Here is a 19,595-nt window from a genome sequence, read left to right as displayed (position 1 = left end):
GGCGGCCACGACGAGACGTGCGCCGGCCGCCGGCCGCGGAGCCGGACGGTACCGCTCGCAGGGCCGTGCGCTGGGCCGTATGCAGCAGCACCGGGGGCAGGCGACCGCCCGCGCCGCCGACGCTGGAGGCTCAGTCCCCACCCTCAGGAGCCGAGATGCCTCTGCGCCCCCTGCCGTCCCCTGCCGCCGTCACCCCGCGGCGGCTGCGGAAGGCCGCCCTCGTCACCGTCTGCGTGGCGGCGCTGACCGCCCTCACCCCGAGTGCCGCCGGTGCCCGTCCCAGCGCGCCCGACGACCGCGCTCTGCAACAGGAGATCGACGAGTTCGCCGGGGCCCCGGGCGGCCCGCCGGGAGTCATCGCCGTGCTGCGCGACGGCCGTGGGACCCGCGTCCTGCGGGCCGGGACCGCCGATCTGAGCACCGGCCGACCGCCGCGCGCACACGACCACATGCGCATCGCCAGCGTCGCCAAGGCCTTCAGCGGGGCGGTGGCCCTGACCCTGGTCAACAGCAAGGACCTCGCCCTGGACGACACCCTGCGCGAGCGCCTGCCCCGACTGCCGCGCGCCTGGGGCTCGGTGACGCTCCGTCAGCTCCTGAACCACACCAGCGGGCTGCCCGACTACACCCAGGCCCCGGCGTTCCGCGAGACGGTGACCGCCGACCCCCGGCACCACTTCGACTCCCGCCGGCTGCTCGACTACGTCGCCGACGAGCCGCTCGACTTCAAGCCGGGCTCCCGATACCGGTACTCCAACTCCGACAACATCGCCGTCGCCCTGATGGCCGAGGCCGTCACCGGCACGACGTACGAACGGCTCCTGGACGAGCTCGTGTACCGGAAGCTGGGCCTGCGCGACACCAGCCTGCCGCAGGGCTACCGGCTGCCGAAGCCCTACCTGCACGGCTACGACGTGAGCGTGCCCGACGCCCCCGAGGACATCAGCGAGGTCCTCGGTGCCTCCGGCGTCTGGGCCTCGGGAGGCATCGTCTCCACGCCCTCCGACCTGAACCGCTTCATCCGCGGCTACGCGGGCGGCGAGCTGTACGGCCGCAAGGTCGTGCGGGAGCAGCGGCGCTGGGTGAAGGGCGCCTCCGAACCCGCGGGCCCGGGACGCAACAGCGCCGGACTCGCCCTCTTCCGCTACACGACCCGGTGCGGTGTCGTGCTCGGCCACACCGGCAACTTCCCCGGCTACACGCAACTGGCCGCCGCCACGCCGGACGGTAGCCGATCGCTCACCTTCTCGGTGACCGCCCAGATCAACAAGGAGCTCGCCCCCGCGCAGCTGGAACGGCTGCGCGCCGTCCAGGAGGACTTCGTCTGCGCGCTGCTCGGCAAGGGCCGCTGACCGCTCGGGTCCCGGCGCCGGGCTCCGGCGCCGGGACCCGAGAGGGCCGCCGCCCGGTGACGCCGCCGGCCACTCCGATGAGTTCCGGGCCGCGCCGGAGTCCTTTCCCTCGTCACCGTGACCGCGGCGGCTGCCGCACGGCGGAAGGAAGACCGTCCATGACCACCACCCACACCCTCGACGTGCCCGGGGCGCGCCTGCACTACGAGGTCCGAGGTTCGGGTCCGCTGCTGCTGGTGACGGGAGCCCCGATGTCCGCCGCCGCCTTCGCGCCGCTGGCCGACGCGCTCGCGAGCGACCACACCGTCGTCACCCATGACCCGCGCGGCATCGCGGGCAGCCCCGTCGACGACCCCGGTCAGGACTCCACCCCCGAGCTGCGGGCGGACGACGCCGTCGCCCTGCTCGACGCGCTCGGGGCGGAGCGCGCCGACGTGTTCGGCAGCAGCGGCGGAGCGGTGACCGGCCTCGCGCTGGTCGCCCGGCATCCGGGACGGGTGCGTACCCTCGTCGCGCACGAGCCGCCCGTACTGGACCTCCTGCCCGACGCCGCCGAGCGGCACGCCGCCACCGAGGACATCATCGCGACCTTCCACAAGGAGGGCGTGGGGGCCGCCTGGACGAAGTTCATGATCGTCTCCGGTGTCGCGGGCACGGGCGAGGAGCCGCCCCCGCCGTCAGGCGAGCCCTCGGCGCAGGACCTCGCCGACAGCGCCCGCTTCTTCGCCCACGAACTGCGGGCGACCACCCGGTACGTCCCCGACATCGCGGCGCTCACGTCCGCGCCGGGACGCGTCGTCGTCGGGATCGGCGCGGACTCCGGGCCGCTGCTCACCCACCGGACCTCCATGGCGCTGGCCGGCCTCCTCGGCACGCCGCCGGTCGAGTTCCCCGGCGGCCACGGCGGGTTCATGGAGCGGACCGAGGACTTCGCCAAGGCGCTCCGCGAGGTGCTGGCACGGGAGGCGGCGGGCGAACCCGCCGCGAGCTGACCCGCTCCCGCCGGGCGGCCGCGTGCCCCGCGGCCCTCAGCGCAGCGTGTCCGCCCAGTTCGCCGGGACCCGCCCCGCCGGGCCGGGCACCGGCTGCTCGGCGGGACGGGAGACCGGCGGAGCCAGGTCCGGACCGGTCTCGTACAGCTCCGAGGTGTCGAAGTTCCAGAACCAGTTCTCGCCGGGCTCGAAGCTGCGCATGAAGGGGTGCCCGCTCTCCTGCGCGTGGGCCGAGGCGTGTTTCGAGGGTGAGTCGTCGCAGCAGCCGATGTGGCCGCACTGCGCGCAGCGCCGCAGGTGGAGCCACCAACCGCCGGTCGCGTCGCACTCGACGCACCCGGTACCGCTCGGCGGGACGGCGGGGTCGATTCCGTCGGGCAGGGTCATGAAGGCTCCTCGGATGTGTCGGGCTCCGCGGCGGTCAGGGGCAGGCGGACCTGGAAGCGGGTGTCGCCGGGCACGGACCGCACCTCGAGGTGTCCGTGGTGCTTGTTGACGACGATCCGCCAGGAGATGTCCAGGCCGAGCCCGGTGCCCTCGCCCACCGGCTTGGTGGTGAAGAAGGGGTCGAAGATGCGGTCGCGGATCTCGGCCGGCACCCCGGGCCCGGTGTCCCGGAACTCCACCAGGAGCCGGTCCCGGTCCATGGCGGTCCGCACGGTGAGCGTGCCGTCCCCCTCGGTGCCGTTCATCGCCGACACCGCGTTGTCGACGAGGTTCGTCCACACCTGGTTGAGCTCGCCGGGGTAGGCCGGGATCTTCGGGAGGGTGCGGTCGTACTCCTTGACCACGGTGATGCGGGGGCCGATCTTGCCGGAGAGCATCAGCAGGGTGCTGTCGAGCAGTTCGTGCACGTCGCAGACCTGGTACGGGGCGCGGTCGAGCTGGGAGTACTGCTTCGCCGCGTTCACCAGGTGCGAGATCCGGGCCGTGGAGTCCTCGATCTCGTTCATCAGGAGCTCGGTCTCCACGGTGTAGTTGAGCCAGCCGACGGCTCCCGGGAGGATCTCCGGGCCCACGGCCGCCGCCACCTGGTCGAGCCAGTCGACGTCGAGGCCGGCCTGCACGAAGCTGGGCGCGAGCTGCCACCCCTCGGCGATGCCGTGGTCGTCGAGCCAGTCGCCGAGGGCGTCCTCGCGGTCGGAGGCCTCCAGCGGGCTCAGGACCGGCGCCTTGGCGACCCGCTCCGCGGTGCGCTCCTGGATCTCGATGAGATGTGCCAGGGCCTCGCGCGAGAACGGGCCCGTGGCGATGATGCCCAGCTTGTGCCGCATCTTGGCGACCCGCTCCCGCAGGGTCGAGGTCGCCCGCACCGCCGCGGCGGCGGGGTTGTTCAGCTCGTGGGTCAGGCCCGCCGACAGCGAGCCGAGGGCCAGCAGGCGCTCACGCTGCCCGATCGCCTGCTGGGTGTTCTTCGAACCGAAGAACAGCCCCTCCAGCAGATGCACGGCCATCGGGAACCAGTCCTGCATGATCGCCGCGAACGTCTCGGCGGGCAGCACGAAGAACCGCGACGGCTCGGTGACCCGCATCGAGCTGTTGTAGACCGGCCGCACCCGGTCGCCCAGATACGCCTGCATGGCACCGGAGTACACACCGCGGCTGGAGCTGCGGCTGATCTCCACGTCGTCGTTCCCGACCCGCCGCGACAGCACCACCGTGCCTTCGAGGAGGACGAAGAAGCAGCTCGCCGGCTCGCCCTCGGTGTAGACCGGACCTGACTCGAACGTCTCCACCCGGCCCTCCCGGCACAGCCGGTCCAGCTGGTCGCCGTCGAGCTTCTCGAAGAGGAACAGGGTGCTCAGCTCGGCGACGCTGCACGGCACCGGCCGCCCGCTCACGACTGCTCCAGGTAACGGTGGACGAGCATGACGGCCATGGCTCCCTCTCCGACCGCGGACGCGACCCGCTTCGCGGACTCGGCCCGCGCGTCACCCGCCACGAACACACCGGGCACGTTGGTCTCCAGGTGGTACGGCGGCCGGTCCAGTTCCCAGCCGGGCGGCGGCTGCCCGTCCGCGGTCATGTCGGGGCCGGCCATGATGAACCCGCGCGGATCCCGCAGCACCGTCCCGTCCAGCCAGTCGGTGAGCGGGGCCGCGCCGATGAACACGAACATCCACTGCGCGTCGACGAGTTCGGTGTGCCCGCTCGCCACGTCCCGCAGGATGAGCTGCTCCAGGTGGTCCGAGCCGTGCGCGGCCTCGACGACCGTGCCGGTGCGGACGCTGATGTTGGGCGCCTCCTCGATCTGCTGGATCAGGTAGTACGACATCGACGCGGCCAGCGACGAGCCGCGCACCAGGATGGTGACCGACTTCGCGCCCCGCGCCAGGTACATCGCCGCCTGGCCCGCGGAGTTGGCGCCGCCCACGATGTACACGTCGTGGCCCTGGCACGAGGCCGCCTCCGTGAGCGCCGAGCCGTAGAACACCCCGCACCCGGTCAGGTCCGCGATCCCGGGCGCGTCCAGCTGCCGGTACGACACGCCGGTCGCCAGGATCACGCTGTGCGCGGCGATCGCCGACCCGTCGGAGAACCGGATGGTGCGCGAGGCCCCGGTGACCTCCAGGCCCGTCACCTCCCGCGCGGTAAGGATCTCGGCGCCGAACTTCGCGGCCTGCCGGCGCGCGCGGTCGGTCAGCTGCGCTCCGGACACCCCGTCCGGGAAGCCGAGGTAGTTCTCGATGCGCGAGCTCTGGCCCGCCTGCCCGCCGGTGGCCGACCGCTCCACCAGGACCGTTCGCAGACCCTCCGAGGCCCCGTAGACCGCGGCGCCGAGACCGGCCGGGCCGCCCCCGATGACGACCAGGTCGTAGAACTCCGCCGTCGGCGTCGTGGCGAGCCCGACCTGTGCCGCGAGAGCGGGGTCCTCGGGCTCGACGAGCGGGGTGCCGTCCGGGGTGATCACCAGCGGGAGACGCTGCCCGTCCGCACCGGCGGCGGACAGCAGACGCCGGCCCTCCGCCGTGTCGGACGAGTACCAGCGGTACGGCACCTGGTTGCGGGCCAGGAACTCGCGGACCCCCGAGGAGCGCGCCGACCAGCGGTGCCCGACCACCTTGCAGACCGCCACGGGCCGGTAGTCGCTGGCCCGCCACGCGTCCAGCAGGTCGTCCAGCACCGGGTACAGCTTCTCCTCGGGCGGGTCCCAGGGCTTGAGCAGGTAGTGGTCCAGGTCGATCACGTTGATCGCGTCGATCGCCGCGTTCGTGTCGGCGTACGCGGTCAGCAGCACCCGCCGCGCGCCGGGATACACGTCGAGGGCCTGCTCCAGGAACTCGATGCCGTTCATCTGCGGCATCCGGTAGTCGGCGAGGATCACCGCCACCTGGTCGCCGCGCAGCTTCAGCTCCCGCAGCGCCTCCATGGCCGTCTCGCCGGACTCCGCCCGCACGATGCGGTGGGTCTCGCCGTAGCGGCGCCTGAGATCGCGGGCCACGGCGCGCGAGACGCCGGGATCGTCATCCACGGTCAGGATGACGGTCCTCGCCGATCCGGTGGCCTGTGCCATAGGTCTCCCACCCCGAGCAGGTCCGTGTACTGGCTCAATCGTATGTTTGAACGCTCACCTTCGCCCCCGAACCGCGAGGCGTCCGGACACCGCAGCTCAGGCGGGCGGTCCGGAGTCCTCGGCCGGCGGCGGCAGCTCCTTGCGCACCGTGGGCAGGATGTTCGCCACGAAGTCCTCGACGGCCGTGTCCAGGCCTATGTCGTGCTGCGCGTGCTCCGACAGGTACCAGCGGTGCTCCAGCAGCTCGTGGTAGAGCTCCGCCGCGTCCATGGAGCCCCGCAGCTCCCGCGGCACGGCGCGCACGGTCGGCCGGAAGACCTCCCGGACCCAGCGGTGGGCGAGGACCTCGGGGCGGGCGGCGAGCGGGTCGCCGGGGGCGTAGTCCTCCTGGGTGGCCATCCAGCTCTCCAGGTCGTTCAGCAGCCGCCGGGCCTGGTTCTCCTCCGCGTCGAGCCCGGTCAGCCGCAGCAGCTGCCGCTGGTGATGCCCGGCGTCGACGACCTTCGGGACGAAGGTGACGGTGTCGCCGTTGGAGGAGTGGGCGATCTGCATCTCCGCGACGTCGAAGCCCAGGTCGTTCAGCCGCCTGATCCGGCGGTCGATGTAGTGGTGCTTGCCGGCCGGGTACACGGACGTGCGCGTCAGCTCCTGCCAGAGGCCCTGGTAGCGCGCGCAGATCTCCCTGCCGAAGTCGATCGGGTCCACGGAGGGGTGCAGCGCCCCGGCCGCCTCCAGGTCCAGCAGCTCCCCGCTGATGTTCACCCGGGCCAGGTCGAGGTCGTACTCGCGCTGGCCCTCGCTGAGCCTCGCGTGCAGCTCCCCGGTCTCGGCGTCGACCAGATACGCGGCGTAGGCGCCCGCGTCCCGCCGGAACAGCGTGTTGGACAGCGAGCAGTCACCCCAGGCGAACCCCGCGAGGTGCAGCCGCACCAGCAGCACGGCGAGCGCGTCCATCAGCCGGTGCATGGTCGCCGGGCGCATCGTCGTCTCGAACATCGAGCGGTACGGCATCGAGCCGCCCAGGTGCCGGGTGATGAGGACGGGTTCGAGCGGGCCCTCGGCCCCGACGCGGCCGGTGACGACGGCGAGCGGGTCCACCGACGGGATGCCCAGCCGGTCCAGGCTGCGCAGCAGTTCGTACTCGCGCAGCGCCGGCCGCTCCGCGAGTTCCTTGACGGCCACCACCTCGGTCCCGGCGCGTGCGTACCGCACCACGTGCCGGGAGATACCGCGCGGCAGCGGCACCAGGTGGTGCTCCGGCCATTCCTCCAGCGGCAGTTGCCAGGGCAGTTCGAGCAGGAGCGCGGGGTGCTCCGGGTTGGTCGCGCTGATCTGCAGTGCCATCGATGTGCTGCCCTCACCTCAAGGTCGACGTCCCGCCGCAGGAGCATCTCCGCATCCGCGCGCCGGTTTCGTCAACCGGGTGCCCGCAGGGTGGGCGGCCGTTCACCCGCCGGACACCGCGTCGACCAGCTCCGCCAGGGCCGAGGCGAGGCGGGGGAGACCGGGACCGGCCGGGCCGCCCGGTTCGCTCATGTACGTGTCCCGCCGGATCTCGACCATGAGGGCCTGGACGCGCGGCTCGGTGCCGTGGAAGCGCAGCGGCACGTAGGTACCGGAGAACGGGCTGTCCGTGCCCGTACCGCCGAATCCGGCGAAGGCCTTCCGCGCCGCGGCGAGCAGCTCGGGCGGCGTGTGGACGGGGTCGGTGCCCAGGCACACCGGCGGCCTGGGACCGTCGCCGTGCAGCTCGTAGGGCAGCCGGGACGTCGGGTAGGAGTGCACGTCGACGATCACCACGCGGCCGGCGGCGGCCAGCCGGTCGGCCACCGCCTGTGTCATCGCCCGCGCGTACGGGTGGAAGTAGCGCTCGACCAGCGGCGCCGGGTCGGTGTCGTCGGGGCGCAGCGGCGCGCGCCCCGTGGTGCGGGTGTAGACCGCGCCCATGCCGACGGCCAGCATCTCCTCCCGCTCGTCGGGGAAGCGTTCGGGGTCGACCACGAGGCGGGACAGCCGGTTGACGAGACGCCAGGGGGTGACTCGCGCGCGTTCCGCGGTGAGCGCGGCCAGTTCGGCGGTGTGCGCGTCGGTGATGTGGTCGAGTTCCCGCTCCAGCGCGGCGTCGTCGACCAGGATGCCCTCACGCACCGCGGCCGGTATCGCCCGCGCGGAGTGCGGCACGTGCAGGAGCACGGGCGAGTCCGCGCTCCCGGGCAGGAGTTCGAAGGACCGGAGGTCGGAGGGGGAGGCGTTGTCCATGGGGCGATTGTCGCGACCGCCCCGGCGTCAGCGCACCACGCCCCCGTGCCGGGCGTAGTGCTCGATCAGCGCCTGCCTGGTCGTCTCCAGCCGGTGGGCCAGGATGGCGGCGATCGTGCGGGTCAGGGAGAGTTCGAGGGTCGGATCGTCGGCGCACAGGGCGAGCACCTCGTCCGCCCGGAACTCGTACGCGCGCACCGGGCTGAACGCCTCGGCGCCGAAGTCCCACCGGTGCGGCGGGAACAGCCAGGACCAGCCGAGGAGATCGCTCGGCCCGAGCGTCGCCACCGAGATGCGCCGGTCCGCGACGACCTGCTGGTAGAGGGAGACCGTCCCGGAGCGGATCACCCAGAAGCGGTCCGCGACCCCTCCGGCTTCGAAGATCATTCCGTCGGCGGGGAACGAGACCTCGCGGGCCACGCCCATCAGACGTTCACGATGGTCGGCGGAGAGTGCGTGCAGCAGCCGGAGAGCAGTGGGCATACGGACCTCCGTCGCGCCGCCCCGGGGAGAAAAGGCCCCGGACCTGTGACGGGATGCGGCGCATCTCGTACCGGTTGTCTTCCGTCACCCTCCATTGGAGCGGACTCCAGGCGTTCCGTCGCGCCGGAGCCGAAATTCGCGTGCCCACCGGCCTCCGGGCACCCGGGTCACGGCTTGCGGGCCACGCCTCCGTGGACGTCCGTGGGCTCCGGCGAGGAACCGGGCTCGGGCCGCCACAGCGGGCAGGACACGACACCGGGCTCCAGCAGTTCGAGCCCTTCGTAGAACGCGGTGATCTGCTCCGGGCTGCGCAGGACGTACGGGACGGCGCCGGTGTCGTCGTAGCCCTGCTGGGCCTCCTTGAGGGCGGCGTCGGTGTCGGTGCTGTCGTAGTGCACGAAGTAGCTGCCGGAGGGCAGGGCGGCCTGCAGGCGCCGGACGATCGACTTGGCCTCCTCGTAGTCCTGGATGTGGCCGAGGATGCCCATGAGCATCAGGGCCACGGGCCGGCTGAAGTCCAGGACGCGGGCCGCCGCCTCGATGATCTTCTCGGGCTCGTGCAGGTCCGCGTCGATGTAGTCGGTGACCCCCTCGGGCGTGCTCGTCAGCAGCGCCTGGGCGTGGCGGAGCACCAGGGGGTCGTTGTCGACGTAGACGATGCGGGACTCCGGCGCCACCCGCTGGGCGACCTGGTGCGTGTTGTCGTACGTGGGCAGGCCGGTGCCGATGTCGAGGAACTGGCGGATGCCGAGCTCGCCGGCCACGTGCGTCACGGTGCGGATCAGGTAGCCCCGGGAGGCGCGGGCCATGGTCTCGATGTTCGGGGCGACCTCGCGATAGGCGTCACCCGCCTCCCGGTCGACCTCGTAGTTGTCCTTCCCGCCCATCCAGTAGTTCCAGATGCGGGCCGAGTGCGGCACCGTGGTGTCGATCTTGGACAACGCCTCTTGGTCGGGAAGGGACCGGCCGTCTGCCATGGGAGTCTCCTGCCGTGCGTCACACGTGGTCTGTCCCCAACCTAACGGCAACGCGCCTGACGTTTCCGGGAGTTGGGATGACGGGGGAACGTCCGCCCCTGGGCCGGGCGGTCACGCGATGAGGAAGTCGGCCTGGCCCGACTTGACGCCCGCCAGGAACGCGGCCATCTCGTCCCGGGAGTAGATCAGCGCGGGCCCTTCCGGATCCGTGGACTGGCGGAGGGCCACGCGGCCGCCGGACAGCGGCTTGGCCTCGACGCAACTCCCGCCGTTCGTGCCGCTCCAGGGCTTCGACCAGCCCTCGGTTCCCAGATCGGTGGCGCTGACGCCGCTGCGGACGGGGCCCGTTGATCCCATGGTCACAACTCCTTACGCAGTTCGGCCAGGATGTCCCTGGTTCGAGTGACCGGCTCCGCCTGCACGGACATCCGGTCCAGCACTTCGAGACAGGTCACGACGTCGGCCGGCTGGTCGACGTAGACCGCCCCGGCGAGGCTCTCGGTGTAGACGACGTCGGGCAGTTCGGAGAACCCGAAGCGGAAGTAGTGGAACGGCCCGAAGGCGCCGGGGTGCGCGCCCGCGCCGAAGCGCATGATCTGGATCCTGACCTTCGGCATGTCCAGCGCCTCGGCGAGCCGGTCGATCTGGGCCCGCATCACGTCGGCTCCGCCCACCGGGCGGCGCAGCACGGTCTCGTCCAGGACGGCCCACAGGGCGGGCGCGTCCGGCTTGGCGAGCAGGTCCTGACGCCTGAGGCGCAGGGCGACCCGGCGGGCGATGTCCTCGGGCGACTCGTTCGGGAAACCTACGTGCAGCAGCGCGGTGGCGTACTCGCGCGTCTGCAACAGGCCCGGGACGTAGTGCGGTTCGTACAGGCGGATGACACTGGCTTCGCTCTCCAGGCTCACGTACGCGCTGAACCACTCGGGCAGCACGTCGCGGTACTTGTGCCACCAGCCGGGCCGGTTGGCCTCCCTGGCCAGGATGAGGAAGTCCTCCAGCTCCGCCTCCGGGACCCCGTAGGCGCGCAGCAGTTCCTTCACGTACGGGATGCGGAGACCGACCTCCGCCTTCTCGATCCTGCGGACCGTCAGCGGGGTGACCTCGATGGCCCGCGCCGCGTCCTCGAACGAGACTCCGGCCTGTTCCCGCAGGTGCCGGAGCCGCTTGCCGAGAACCATCCGTAAGACGGTCGGCGCGCTGCCGCCGGAGCGGTTCTCGCTCACGTCCTACCTCCCGGTACGGCCGTCACAGCGTGCAGTGTGGCACGCGGTGACCGACAGAGACAGAGCGATGCGAATCGTTTTGAAATTATCGGAACGCCGGTTGCGGCCCGGCTCCGTCCGCCACCATAGTGATCGGGGGAGCTGGCGAGCAGTCGGCGGCGACGACGCTCAACTGCGTTCAGCCGTACCACTTCTGATGGATCACCAGGTACGGGACGCAGCCCACGCGATGCGATGTGAGACCTGGGTGACCACCGTGAAGGACGGACGATCGAGGAACCCCGGCAGGGGAGCGGCCGGACCCGGCAGGGCGCCGGTCGCGGCGCCCGGGGCCGCGGGCAGGTCCTGTGCGTCCCTCACCCTGCGGAGCGACGTACGGGACGTCCGCCGTCGCCCGGAGCCACGCCGGCACGAACGGCTCGGGCACGAGTACGGGCGCGGCGCGCGCCCGACGCCGGGGGCCGCGTCATGAGGGGAAAGCCGGGGCCGTTACCCGTGGGCCGGGCGGAAGAGGAGTACGTGGACGCGGCACCCGCGGGGGCCGGCGCCGAACCTGAACGCGACCCCGGTCCCGGTCCCGAACGCAAATCCGGACCCGACCTCGCACCGGGGCCTGATCCCGGACCCGGATTCGGACCTGAACTCGAACACGCTCCCGCTCCCGAACCCGGATTCCGAGCCGAGCCCGCCGCCCCCGCCGCGGGTCGCGGCCCCGATGGTCTCGGCGGATCGTTTCTCCGTCGTCCTGGGGCGGCTCCCGCTCCGTTCCGATGGGGTGGGCCCACGCCGCCCGCCCGCACCGGATCCCGCGCGGGCCCGGCCCTCGGACGCCGCACCGGACCTGCGGCGCCCCGCGCGACCACGGGCCCGCGACGGGACCACCGCCCTGCCCTCTGCGCCGCCGGCCGGTCCGCTCGGCCGGCCGCGCGGCCGACCGGCCGGAACGTCCTCCCGGCCGCGCCGCACGCGAAGGAGGTCCGATGACGGCACCCGGAGCGCACCCCCGCCGTCCGTCGCCCTCACCGACACACGGCGCCCACGCGCCGGACGACCACGTGCCCTTCCGCCGGGTCCGGCACCATGAGGCCCTGATCGAGTTGACCCAGCCCCGCCCCCTCCGTACCGCCGTGCCCGCCCATCCGTCGCAGGCAGCGTGCGTACGACGGACGATCACCACGCACCTCGCCGGCCTGCCGCTCCCCGCCGAGACCGTCGACGACGCCGTCCTCGCGGCGGACGAGGTCTTCGCCAACGCCGTGCGGCACGGCAGCGCCGGCACCGCCGACCTGATCACCGTCACCGTCGAGTGCACCGGACGGCACCTGCGCGTGACCGTCGCCGACAGTTCGCCCACCGCGCCCTCGGCCCGCCCACGGGACGTCACCGCGGAGTCGGGCCGGGGCCTGGCCATCGTGGCCGCGCTCGCCGACGACTGGGGGGTCGCCCCGCCCGAGCCCGGCGGGCACGGGAAACGGGTGTGGTTCACCCTCGCACTCGGGCCCGGGGAGGCGTCGTGAACCGCTTCGCCGAACGCCTGGCGGACGACCGTACGGCCGACACCTCCGAGACCCGGGCACCCGCCGAGCCGGCGCGCCCCCGGACCGCCGGACCCGGTGCGGCGGACGAGGGCCCCGAGCCGGGGGACACCTCGGGAACCCGCATGCTCCCCGCGTTCGCCGCCCTGCTGGCCGGGGAACTGGTGCGCCGGGCCGAGGAGGACACCCGCGTCACACGGCAGGCGCAGGCCGATCCCGGGACCCGGGCCCGTCGCGCGGTCCTGGAATGCCGCCGGGCCAACGCCGTCGCCCTCGAAGCGATCGTCCGCCGGCACGGCTGGCCGGCCGCCGACCAGGTGGGCGCGGAGGCCTCCACGGCGGCCCTCATGATCCTGCTGCACACGCCGGACCTCGACTTCCAGCTGCTGTGCCGCGACCTGATCGCCCAGGCCGTCGCCGACGGACGTTGCCCGCCCGCGCAGCACGCGTACATCGCGGACCACTGCGCCGTCGAACTCGGCGAGCCGCAGTTCTACGGGACCCGGGTCAATCCGGTCACCCTGCGCCCCTACGCGCTCCGGCGGCCCGGGACCGTCGACGAGCGGCGCCGTGACGTCGGGCTGTGCCCGCTCGACGAGCAGATGCGGGCCCTGCGCGAGCGCGGCTGAGCCCCCGCGGGCCGACCGCCGCCGAGCGTGATGTGCAGCACGCACCGGGACGCCGCCGTCACAGCCTGGGAAATGATTTCTGCTGCGCACGGCTTGATCGACGATCAAGCCGGGAGAATTCCCTGGCCACGGCCGGTTCCACTCATTTGACACTTCGTTGAGCACACGGATAAGAAGCAGCTTCGAAGGTCGAGAGGTGGATCGTGTACGAGCCGAATGTGGTCGGAGACTGGCAGGAGTGCGACGAGCACGCCGGCCTGCGTGTCCGCGTCCACGGCTTGGAGAAGGCGGAGCCCCCGCGCGGCCGCGACGACGCCGCCGAAGGTCTCACCTACTTCAGATTCCGGGTCACCGTCGAGAACCGCTCCGGCGAGCACTTCGGCATCCACCTGGAGGACGGCCAGATCGACGTCCGTCTCGGCGCGGACGGCGAGAGCGCGCTCCTCGACTGGCGGAACTCGCAGTTCATCGAGGGCTTCGACGTCTACCCGCTGCGCCGCGTCACCGCCGTCGCGTACGCCGCCGGCACGGACGCCGACCTGACCCGGGTCGACATCCAGGTGCAGCTGAAGGTCGACGAGGAGTGGACCGACCGCTACCTCTGGGCGGGCGGTGTCGGACTGCCCGAGGACCCGGTCGACACGGGTGTCCGCACGGGCGCCGTCGAGGAGAGCCTCGCGTGTCAGGTGAGCAACTTCCTGAGGAAGGAAGCGGGCCCCGGCGTCGAGTGAGCCCGCCGGGCCGAACCGCCGGACCCGGACGCTCCGGGCCACACCAGCACCGCGAGCGCCCCGGCGGTCAGCAGCCCGCCCACCAGGAACGTGCCGCGCACCCCCGTGACGGACAGCAGCGCCCCGCCCGTCAGCGCGCCCGCGGCCACTCCCGCGTTGAACGCGGCCGAGTTCGCCGCCAGGGCCAACTCGCTGCGCCCGGGCGCCACCTGGAGCACCTGACTCTGGGTCGCCATGAACACGGGTCCCACCGAGGCCCCCAGCAGCATCAGCATGGCGACGGTCACCGCCTGGTTCCGGCCGCCCGCGTACAGGCCGAGGAGGGCCGCCGCCTGGGCCGCCACCGGGACGATCAGCGTCCCGCGCGGGAACCGGTCCAGCAGGGGCCCGGCCGCGGCGATCCCGGCCGGCCCCGCCACTCCGAAGACCATCAGCAGCGCACCGGCCGAGTCCCGCGAGAAGCCGCTCACCTCACCGAGGAAGGGGACGACGTAGGTGAACCCGGCGAAGGCGCCGGTCACCGAGAGCGCGGTCGTCACCAGGACCACGGCGAACCTGCGGGCGTCGGGCCGGACCCCGTACGCCGCGTGCCCCGCCTCCGGCGGTGAGGTCGGCAGCAGGACCGCGACCGCCACCAGCGAGACGAGCGCGAGGGCGCCCAGCACCAGGAACGGCGCGCGCCAGCCGCCGTGCCCGCCCAGCCAGGTTCCCGCCGGGACACCGAGCACGGTGGCGAGCGAGCCCCCGACGGACAGCAGCCCGATGATCCGCCCCCGCCGCTCGGGCGGGAAGAGACCCACCGCCACCGGCCCCATCACGGCCCAGAACAGCGCCTGGGCCAGCGCCGTCGCCACCCGCGCCACGAGCAGCAGACCGTACGAGACCGGCCCGAGCGCGCAGACCCAGCTGGCCAGCACGAGCAGCCCCAGCAGCCCGGACAGCACATGGCGGCGCGGGATCGACCGGGTGACGTGGGCGACCGGCAGCGAGACCACGGCCACGGTCAGTCCGTAGCCGGTGACCAGCAGCCCGACGGCCGCCAGGGAGACCCGGAGATCGGCGGAGATGAGGGAGAGCAGCCCGACGGGCAGGTTCTCCGTGGTGTTGAAGGTGAAGGCGGCCAGCATCAGAGCCGCGACGACGGCGGCTCTGCGCCGCGAGGTGAGACGTGCGCTCCCCATGCGAATGCCTTTCCGCGCCGGGCAGTCGAAACGAGGGCCGGTCGGCCGGGGGACAGCGTGCGGGCGCGGCCGCACGGCCTTCTACTCTTTCGGACGGAGCCGAATCGCCCGGTCCGGCCGGTGCGGTCCCGCGCGGCCGGACGGACCTCGGCGCCCCGGCCCGCCCGTCACCGCCCGCGACCACCGGAGGCCGTCTTGCCGCTGACCCTGCACCTCGGCACCGACGACCTGACCCGGTGCCGGTTCGCGGTGTCCCCGCTGTGCCAGACGCACGAGGCGCTGCGGATGCTGCGGCGGCCCTCGCGGCACGCCTATCACCGGGCCTGGCTGCGCCGGGTGCGGGCGACCGTGGCGGGCCTGGACCTGTCGCTCCTGTGGCTGTTCATGCCGCGCCCGGGCGGATACACCCCCGACTTCCTGGGACCGCCGCCCGAGTCGCCCTGTCCCGCCTTCGAGGAGGAACTGGCGCGGATGCGGGCCACCGACCCCGGCATGGCCCGCACGGAGATGGCCCGTTCGCTCGCGTGCACGCCCGGGGCGGCCCGATCGCCGCACGCCCGCGCCGCCCTGGACGACCCGGCCGACGCCGTCCGCAGGCTCGCCGACCTCACCGAACGCGCCTGGCACGCCCTTCTCGCGCCGGACTGGCCACGTCACCGGGCACTCCTGGAGGCCGATGTCGCCCACCGCTCACGGCAGTTGGCGGACGGCGGACTCGAAGCCCTCTTCGACGACCTGCACCCCGGCATCCACTGGGCGGGGAACGCGCTCACCCTGCGCATGTACGGCGACCTCCAGGACGCGCAGGGCCCCGACGGCCGGGGTGTCCTGCTGATGCCCAGCGTCTTCGTGTGGCCCGATGTGGTGAGCGGCTTCGCCCGGCCGTGGCAGCCGACGGTCATCTATCCGGCGAGGGGGATGGGCGGGCTGCCGCAGAGTGCCCGCACCGGGACGCCCGAGGCGCTGGCCCGTCTCCTGGGCCACCACCGCGCCGCCATCCTGACGGGCCTCGACGCCCCGGCCTCGACGACCGCGCTCGCGGACCGGCACGGCCTGGCGCCCTCCTCCGTCTCCGCGCACCTGTCGGTCCTGCGGGAGTCGGGCCTCCTGGTGTCCCACCGCCGGGGCTACCACGTGCTCTACGAACGCACGGCACTCGGCGACGCGGTGGCGGACGGAACCTGACCGGCCGCCCGGCCGGACCGGCTCACCCGGGCTTCCGCCCGCCACCGGGCCCGGCGGCTCGGCGCGCCCGCCGACGCCTGGCCGCTCCCGGTGGACGCGAGTGCCCCCGCCTCAGCCGTCCCGGCCGATCTCCATGAGCTTGTCCCCGTTCGTCAGCACCCCGCTCACCGTCACACGGGTGCGGGACTTCTCCGGGGTCCGGACGGCGAGGGTCCGGCCGGCCCGGGACTCCGTGACGTCTCCGGCGACCTCGATCCGGCTGACCGCCCGGCTGCCGGCGGCGAGCACGTACCAGTGCCCGGAGCCCGCGCGCCAGCGGGTGCCCGCCACGACGTGCTGGCCGAAGCGGCTGCACGCCGCCGTGGAACGGGCCCGTGCCACCACCCTGGCCGGCGCGGAGGCGTCCGGCGTACGCCACCGCACGACGACGTCGCCCGGGCCGCGCCAGGTCGAGGCGCGCACGCAGGACCACACCGAACGCCCGCCGTGCTCGGGCAGGTCCTGCGCGGCGAAGTCCCAGACGTTGACCGCGCGGACGCCGCTCCCGCGCACCTCGCGCAGACCGCACCCGAGCCGCGCCCAGGCCACCAGCGCCGGCGCCCCGGTCGCCTCCCGCGGCTGGCGGCTCGGCGGGGCCCCGGTGCCGGTGCCGGGCAGCGGTGTGTAGGTCAGGTGCACCGGCGAGAGACCGCCGAGGTCGCTCAGCAGGAAGGCGTGCTTCTCCACGATCCGGGCCGAGGAGCGCAGTTGCAGCACCGGCACGCTGTCGCAGGCCGTCCGTGCCGAGGGGGCGGGAACCGTGCCGGTGACCCCGTCCGGGGCGACGCGCAGCCGCCGGGCGGGCGAGTCGGGGCGCAGCAGGTCCCGGGTCTCCGCCCCGGCGATCCAGGGCGCGGTCAGGAACCGCACCGTGCCCCGGCCGCGCGCGACGACGACCGCGGCGGCCGTCGTGACGTCGGCGTCGTCCGCCCGCGCGATCGCGAGGCTCGGCGTGCCGGAGGTGAGCGGCTCGCTGTAACGGACGATCCGCTGGACGTCGTGGAACAGGACGACGGCCCGCCCTTCGACCTCACCGGCGTACAGGAGCTGCGGTGATCGCGTGGGCGGTTCGGCCGGGGTATCCGGTGCCACGGCGGGGCGGACGCTCCGCGGCGGACGGGCCCAGACGGAGAGGGCCCGCGCCAGGAGGCCGTCGTCGTCGACACGGTCGCCGCGAGCGGGCCACGCCGTGAAGTCGACCCGCGAGGTGTCGGCCCAGACGTCCGCCGGAGTGCGCGTCAACTGCCGCGGGCCCGGCACCGGGACGCCCGCCCGCGCGTCCGTACCCGCGCCCGCGGGGGAGGGACCCTGACCGGGGCCGGGCAGGGCCCACAGGGCGAGGAAGCCCACCAGCGCGGCCAGCGTCCCCCACGCGCACCACAGGCGGCGGCGCCGTCGCAGCAGGTCGGTGGGGCGGGTCTGCACGAAGCAGGCGTCGAACTCGCGGGACCGCAGCAGCCGCTCCGCCTGCTCCCCGACGGCCGAGCCGAGCTCGTCGGCGGCCCGCAGGGCGCCCTCGGGATCACGGACGCCGGCGCCCGTGAGGACCTCACGGACCTCCGCGACGGGCAGCCCGTCCAGGCGGAGCAGCAGGAAGGCGGCGCGGGCCTCGGCCGGTGCCGTCGCCAGCAGCCGGCCCAGAGCCATGTCCTCCGCCCCGCCTGCCGCGGGGAACAACCGCAGCCCCCACACCAGCGGCAGCCCCGGCAGGAGCGTGCCCGGCGGGGGCAGTGCGGCGGGCCAGCCGCGCGGTCGCCGCTCCCGGGCCAGCGCGGCACGCACCACGTGCCGGCGCAGCCGGCGGGCCTCCGGCACCGGTGCCCCGGCTCCGTCGCCGTCCGCGTCCGGTCTGCGCGGCGCCGGGAGCCGGCCGCGCACTCCGGGCAGGGCCCGCTGCACGATGCCGTGCGCGAGGAGCACCCGGCGGTGCCGGCCGAGGCTGACGGGCAGTGTGAGATAGGCCAGCCGGGTCAGGTCGCCGTACTGGCCGATCAACGCGGACTCGGCCCGGTCGAGCGCGGTCCGGGTGCCCGTGACGGGAGGTCGTTGCCGGGGGCTGTGCATGGAGCGCGTGCCTTCCGCATCGGATACAGGTCACTGCGCTGCTTCAAACGAGTGAATCTTGGGATGGTCACAGCACCCCGGGACGCGGACCCCCGGCCGGTCCGAGCCCGGCTACAGGAAGCGCCGTATCGGCAGGACGGCGGTCTCCTTGAGGCGCTGGCTGAGCGGGCGGTGCTTCCAGCGGACCGGATCGACCCTCTCGGCGCGTTCCCGGTCCTTCTCGAAGTCCTCGTCGAGGGCCGCCGTGAACCGCTCGTCGAGCACGGCGAGCATGACCTCCTCGTCGTGCTCCATGGACCGGCGGTTGAAGTTGGTCGAGCCGATCAGGGAGGCGACCCCGTCCACCGTGATGATCTTGGTGTGGAGCATGGTCGGCTGGTACTGACTGATCTCGACCCCGGCCGCCAGCAGGCCGGAGTAGAGGTGCTGCCCCGCCAGACGGCAGGCCCGCTGGTCGGTGTGCGGGCCCGGCAGCAGGATCTCCACCCGCACCCCGCGGCGGGCGGTCGCGGCCAGCAGGTCCGCGAAGTAGTCGTCCGGGGCGAAGTAGGCGGTGGACAGGCGTACCCGCTCCTCGGCGGAGGTGAGCATGACCCGGATCAGCGTCTGCATGTCCTGCCAGCCGAATCCGGCCGAACCCCGCACCACCTGCACGGTCGCGTCGCCCGGCTGGCCGTGCTGGGTGAAGCGGTCCCGCTCGTCGAACAGCTCGTCGTGGCACTCCGCCCAGTTCTGGGCGAAGGCGGCGGCGATGCCGTCGACGGCCGGGCCGCGGAGCCTGACGTGGGTGTCGCGCCACTCGGAGGGGTCGCGGGCGTCGCCGCACCACTCCTCGGCGATCCCGACCCCGCCGGTGAACGCCGTGTGCTCGTCGACGATCAGGGCCTTGCGGTGGCAGCGGTGGTTCTGCTTGAAGGGGGACAGCCAGAGCGGCTTGCGGAACCAGGCGATCTCCACACCGGCGGAGCTCATGGACTCCAGCAGGTCCGCCTCGATCTCCTTCGCCCCGAAGCCGTCGAGCAGCAGCCGCACGCGCAGGCCCGCGCGGGCCCGGTCGGCCAGCGCCGCCGCGAAGTCGTGGGCTATCTGCCCCCGCCAGTACACGAACGTCATCAGGTCGACCGTGTGCTCCGCGGACCGGACCGCGTCCAGCATGGCCGGGAAGATCTCGTCACCGTTGCGCAGCGGGACCAGCTCGTTGCCCTCGGTGGCGGCGATACCGATCAGCCGTTCCAGCCGTCTTCGCAGCCGCTGCTTGCGGCCGGCCGCGTCGCCCCCGGCCGCCGTGTCCTCGTGCTGGATCTCCAGCGCAGTCGCCTCACGCATTCACCGTCTCCTGTATCCGTTCTGTGCGCCGACGATCCGGGCCGGACCCTCGGCCGGTCCCGCGGGCACGCCGCGGAACCGCTCGCCTGCCGGGCGGGATCA

General features: G+C 73.5%; 18 protein-coding genes. 6 read left to right on the top strand and 12 right to left on the bottom strand.

Features of this window, described 5'->3' with window-relative positions:
- Positions 1-155 precede the first annotated feature (155 nt).
- A complete protein-coding gene (locus ACZ4VA_RS07590) occupies positions 156-1,352 on the top strand; it encodes a serine hydrolase domain-containing protein (RefSeq protein ID WP_356239779.1) in 1,197 nt (398 codons plus the stop codon).
- 158 nt (positions 1,353-1,510) lie between these two features.
- Positions 1,511-2,344 carry an alpha/beta fold hydrolase gene (locus ACZ4VA_RS07585; protein ID WP_355793156.1) on the top strand — a complete coding sequence of 278 codons (834 nt, stop codon included), beginning with the start codon at positions 1,511-1,513 and terminating at the stop codon, positions 2,342-2,344.
- 36 nt (positions 2,345-2,380) lie between these two features.
- Here ACZ4VA_RS07585 and ACZ4VA_RS07580 read toward each other — a convergent pair whose 3' ends face one another.
- The 9 genes from ACZ4VA_RS07580 to ACZ4VA_RS07540 form a co-directional block, all read right to left on the bottom strand.
- On the bottom strand, positions 2,381-2,731 hold the full coding sequence (locus tag ACZ4VA_RS07580) for a UBP-type zinc finger domain-containing protein (RefSeq protein WP_355793157.1): 351 nt from the start codon (positions 2,729-2,731) through the stop codon (positions 2,381-2,383).
- Positions 2,728-4,185, bottom strand: a complete 1,458-nt coding sequence (locus tag ACZ4VA_RS07575; RefSeq protein WP_356168141.1) for an ATP-binding protein — start codon at positions 4,183-4,185, stop codon at positions 2,728-2,730. Before ACZ4VA_RS07575 ends, ACZ4VA_RS07580 begins: the two co-directional genes overlap by 4 nt.
- Positions 4,182-5,858 carry an NAD(P)/FAD-dependent oxidoreductase gene (locus ACZ4VA_RS07570; protein ID WP_468080267.1) on the bottom strand — a complete coding sequence of 559 codons (1,677 nt, stop codon included), beginning with the start codon at positions 5,856-5,858 and terminating at the stop codon, positions 4,182-4,184. The genes ACZ4VA_RS07575 and ACZ4VA_RS07570 overlap by 4 nt, the downstream gene beginning before the upstream one ends.
- Positions 5,859-5,954: 96 nt before the next feature.
- A complete protein-coding gene (locus ACZ4VA_RS07565) occupies positions 5,955-7,202 on the bottom strand; it encodes a DUF4032 domain-containing protein (RefSeq protein WP_356168136.1) in 1,248 nt (415 codons plus the stop codon).
- Positions 7,203-7,304: 102 nt separating this feature from the next.
- Positions 7,305-8,117 (bottom strand): N-formylglutamate amidohydrolase, encoded by an 813-nt coding sequence (locus ACZ4VA_RS07560; protein WP_355791223.1) that lies wholly within the window; start codon positions 8,115-8,117, stop codon positions 7,305-7,307.
- Between the two features lie 27 nt (positions 8,118-8,144).
- Complete coding sequence (locus ACZ4VA_RS07555; protein WP_355791226.1) at positions 8,145-8,600, bottom strand: cyclic nucleotide-binding domain-containing protein; 456 nt, start codon at positions 8,598-8,600, stop codon at positions 8,145-8,147.
- Between the two features lie 167 nt (positions 8,601-8,767).
- Positions 8,768-9,577 carry an SAM-dependent methyltransferase gene (locus ACZ4VA_RS07550; protein WP_355791229.1) on the bottom strand — a complete coding sequence of 270 codons (810 nt, stop codon included), beginning with the start codon at positions 9,575-9,577 and terminating at the stop codon, positions 8,768-8,770.
- Positions 9,578-9,688: 111 nt separating this feature from the next.
- Positions 9,689-9,934 carry a DUF397 domain-containing protein gene (locus tag ACZ4VA_RS07545; RefSeq protein WP_355791231.1) on the bottom strand — a complete coding sequence of 82 codons (246 nt, stop codon included), beginning with the start codon at positions 9,932-9,934 and terminating at the stop codon, positions 9,689-9,691.
- A 2-nt stretch (positions 9,935-9,936) separates the two neighbouring features.
- Positions 9,937-10,803: a helix-turn-helix domain-containing protein gene (locus tag ACZ4VA_RS07540; protein WP_355791234.1), complete on the bottom strand. Its 867-nt coding sequence runs from the start codon at positions 10,801-10,803 to the stop codon at positions 9,937-9,939.
- Positions 10,804-11,783: 980 nt separating this feature from the next.
- On the opposite strand from ACZ4VA_RS07540, the gene ACZ4VA_RS07535 reads away from it, so the two are divergent.
- The 3 genes from ACZ4VA_RS07535 to ACZ4VA_RS07525 all read left to right on the top strand — a co-directional run bounded on the left by ACZ4VA_RS07535 (position 11,784) and on the right by ACZ4VA_RS07525 (position 13,698).
- Complete coding sequence (locus ACZ4VA_RS07535; RefSeq protein WP_356239788.1) at positions 11,784-12,320, top strand: ATP-binding protein; 537 nt, start codon at positions 11,784-11,786, stop codon at positions 12,318-12,320.
- Positions 12,317-12,967, top strand: a complete 651-nt coding sequence (locus tag ACZ4VA_RS07530; protein ID WP_468080263.1) for a DUF6624 domain-containing protein — start codon at positions 12,317-12,319, stop codon at positions 12,965-12,967. The genes ACZ4VA_RS07535 and ACZ4VA_RS07530 overlap by 4 nt, the downstream gene beginning before the upstream one ends.
- A gap of 203 nt (positions 12,968-13,170) precedes the next feature.
- Complete coding sequence (locus tag ACZ4VA_RS07525) at positions 13,171-13,698, top strand: hypothetical protein (protein WP_356168124.1); 528 nt, start codon at positions 13,171-13,173, stop codon at positions 13,696-13,698.
- Here the strand turns inward: ACZ4VA_RS07525 and ACZ4VA_RS07520 are convergent.
- On the bottom strand, positions 13,650-14,879 hold the full coding sequence (locus ACZ4VA_RS07520) for an MFS transporter (protein WP_356168121.1): 1,230 nt from the start codon (positions 14,877-14,879) through the stop codon (positions 13,650-13,652). The two genes, ACZ4VA_RS07525 and ACZ4VA_RS07520, sit on opposite strands and share 49 nt — an antisense overlap.
- 195 nt (positions 14,880-15,074) lie before the next feature.
- Between ACZ4VA_RS07520 and ACZ4VA_RS07515 the strand changes: the two genes are divergently transcribed.
- Positions 15,075-16,064: an ArsR/SmtB family transcription factor gene (locus tag ACZ4VA_RS07515; protein WP_468080260.1), complete on the top strand. Its 990-nt coding sequence runs from the start codon at positions 15,075-15,077 to the stop codon at positions 16,062-16,064.
- 111 nt (positions 16,065-16,175) lie between these two features.
- Here ACZ4VA_RS07515 and ACZ4VA_RS07510 read toward each other — a convergent pair whose 3' ends face one another.
- The gene (locus ACZ4VA_RS07510) at positions 16,176-18,167 is read right to left on the bottom strand and encodes a hypothetical protein (RefSeq protein ID WP_468080259.1); all 1,992 of its coding nucleotides are present in this window, start codon (positions 18,165-18,167) and stop codon (positions 16,176-16,178) included.
- A gap of 111 nt (positions 18,168-18,278) precedes the next feature.
- Positions 18,279-19,493: a phospholipase D-like domain-containing protein gene (locus tag ACZ4VA_RS07505; RefSeq protein WP_356168113.1), complete on the bottom strand. Its 1,215-nt coding sequence runs from the start codon at positions 19,491-19,493 to the stop codon at positions 18,279-18,281.
- Positions 19,494-19,595 lie beyond the last annotated feature (102 nt).

The organism is Streptomyces sp. NPDC028308, assembly GCF_055565855.1.
This window is presented reverse-complemented; position numbering and strand designations above follow the sequence as displayed.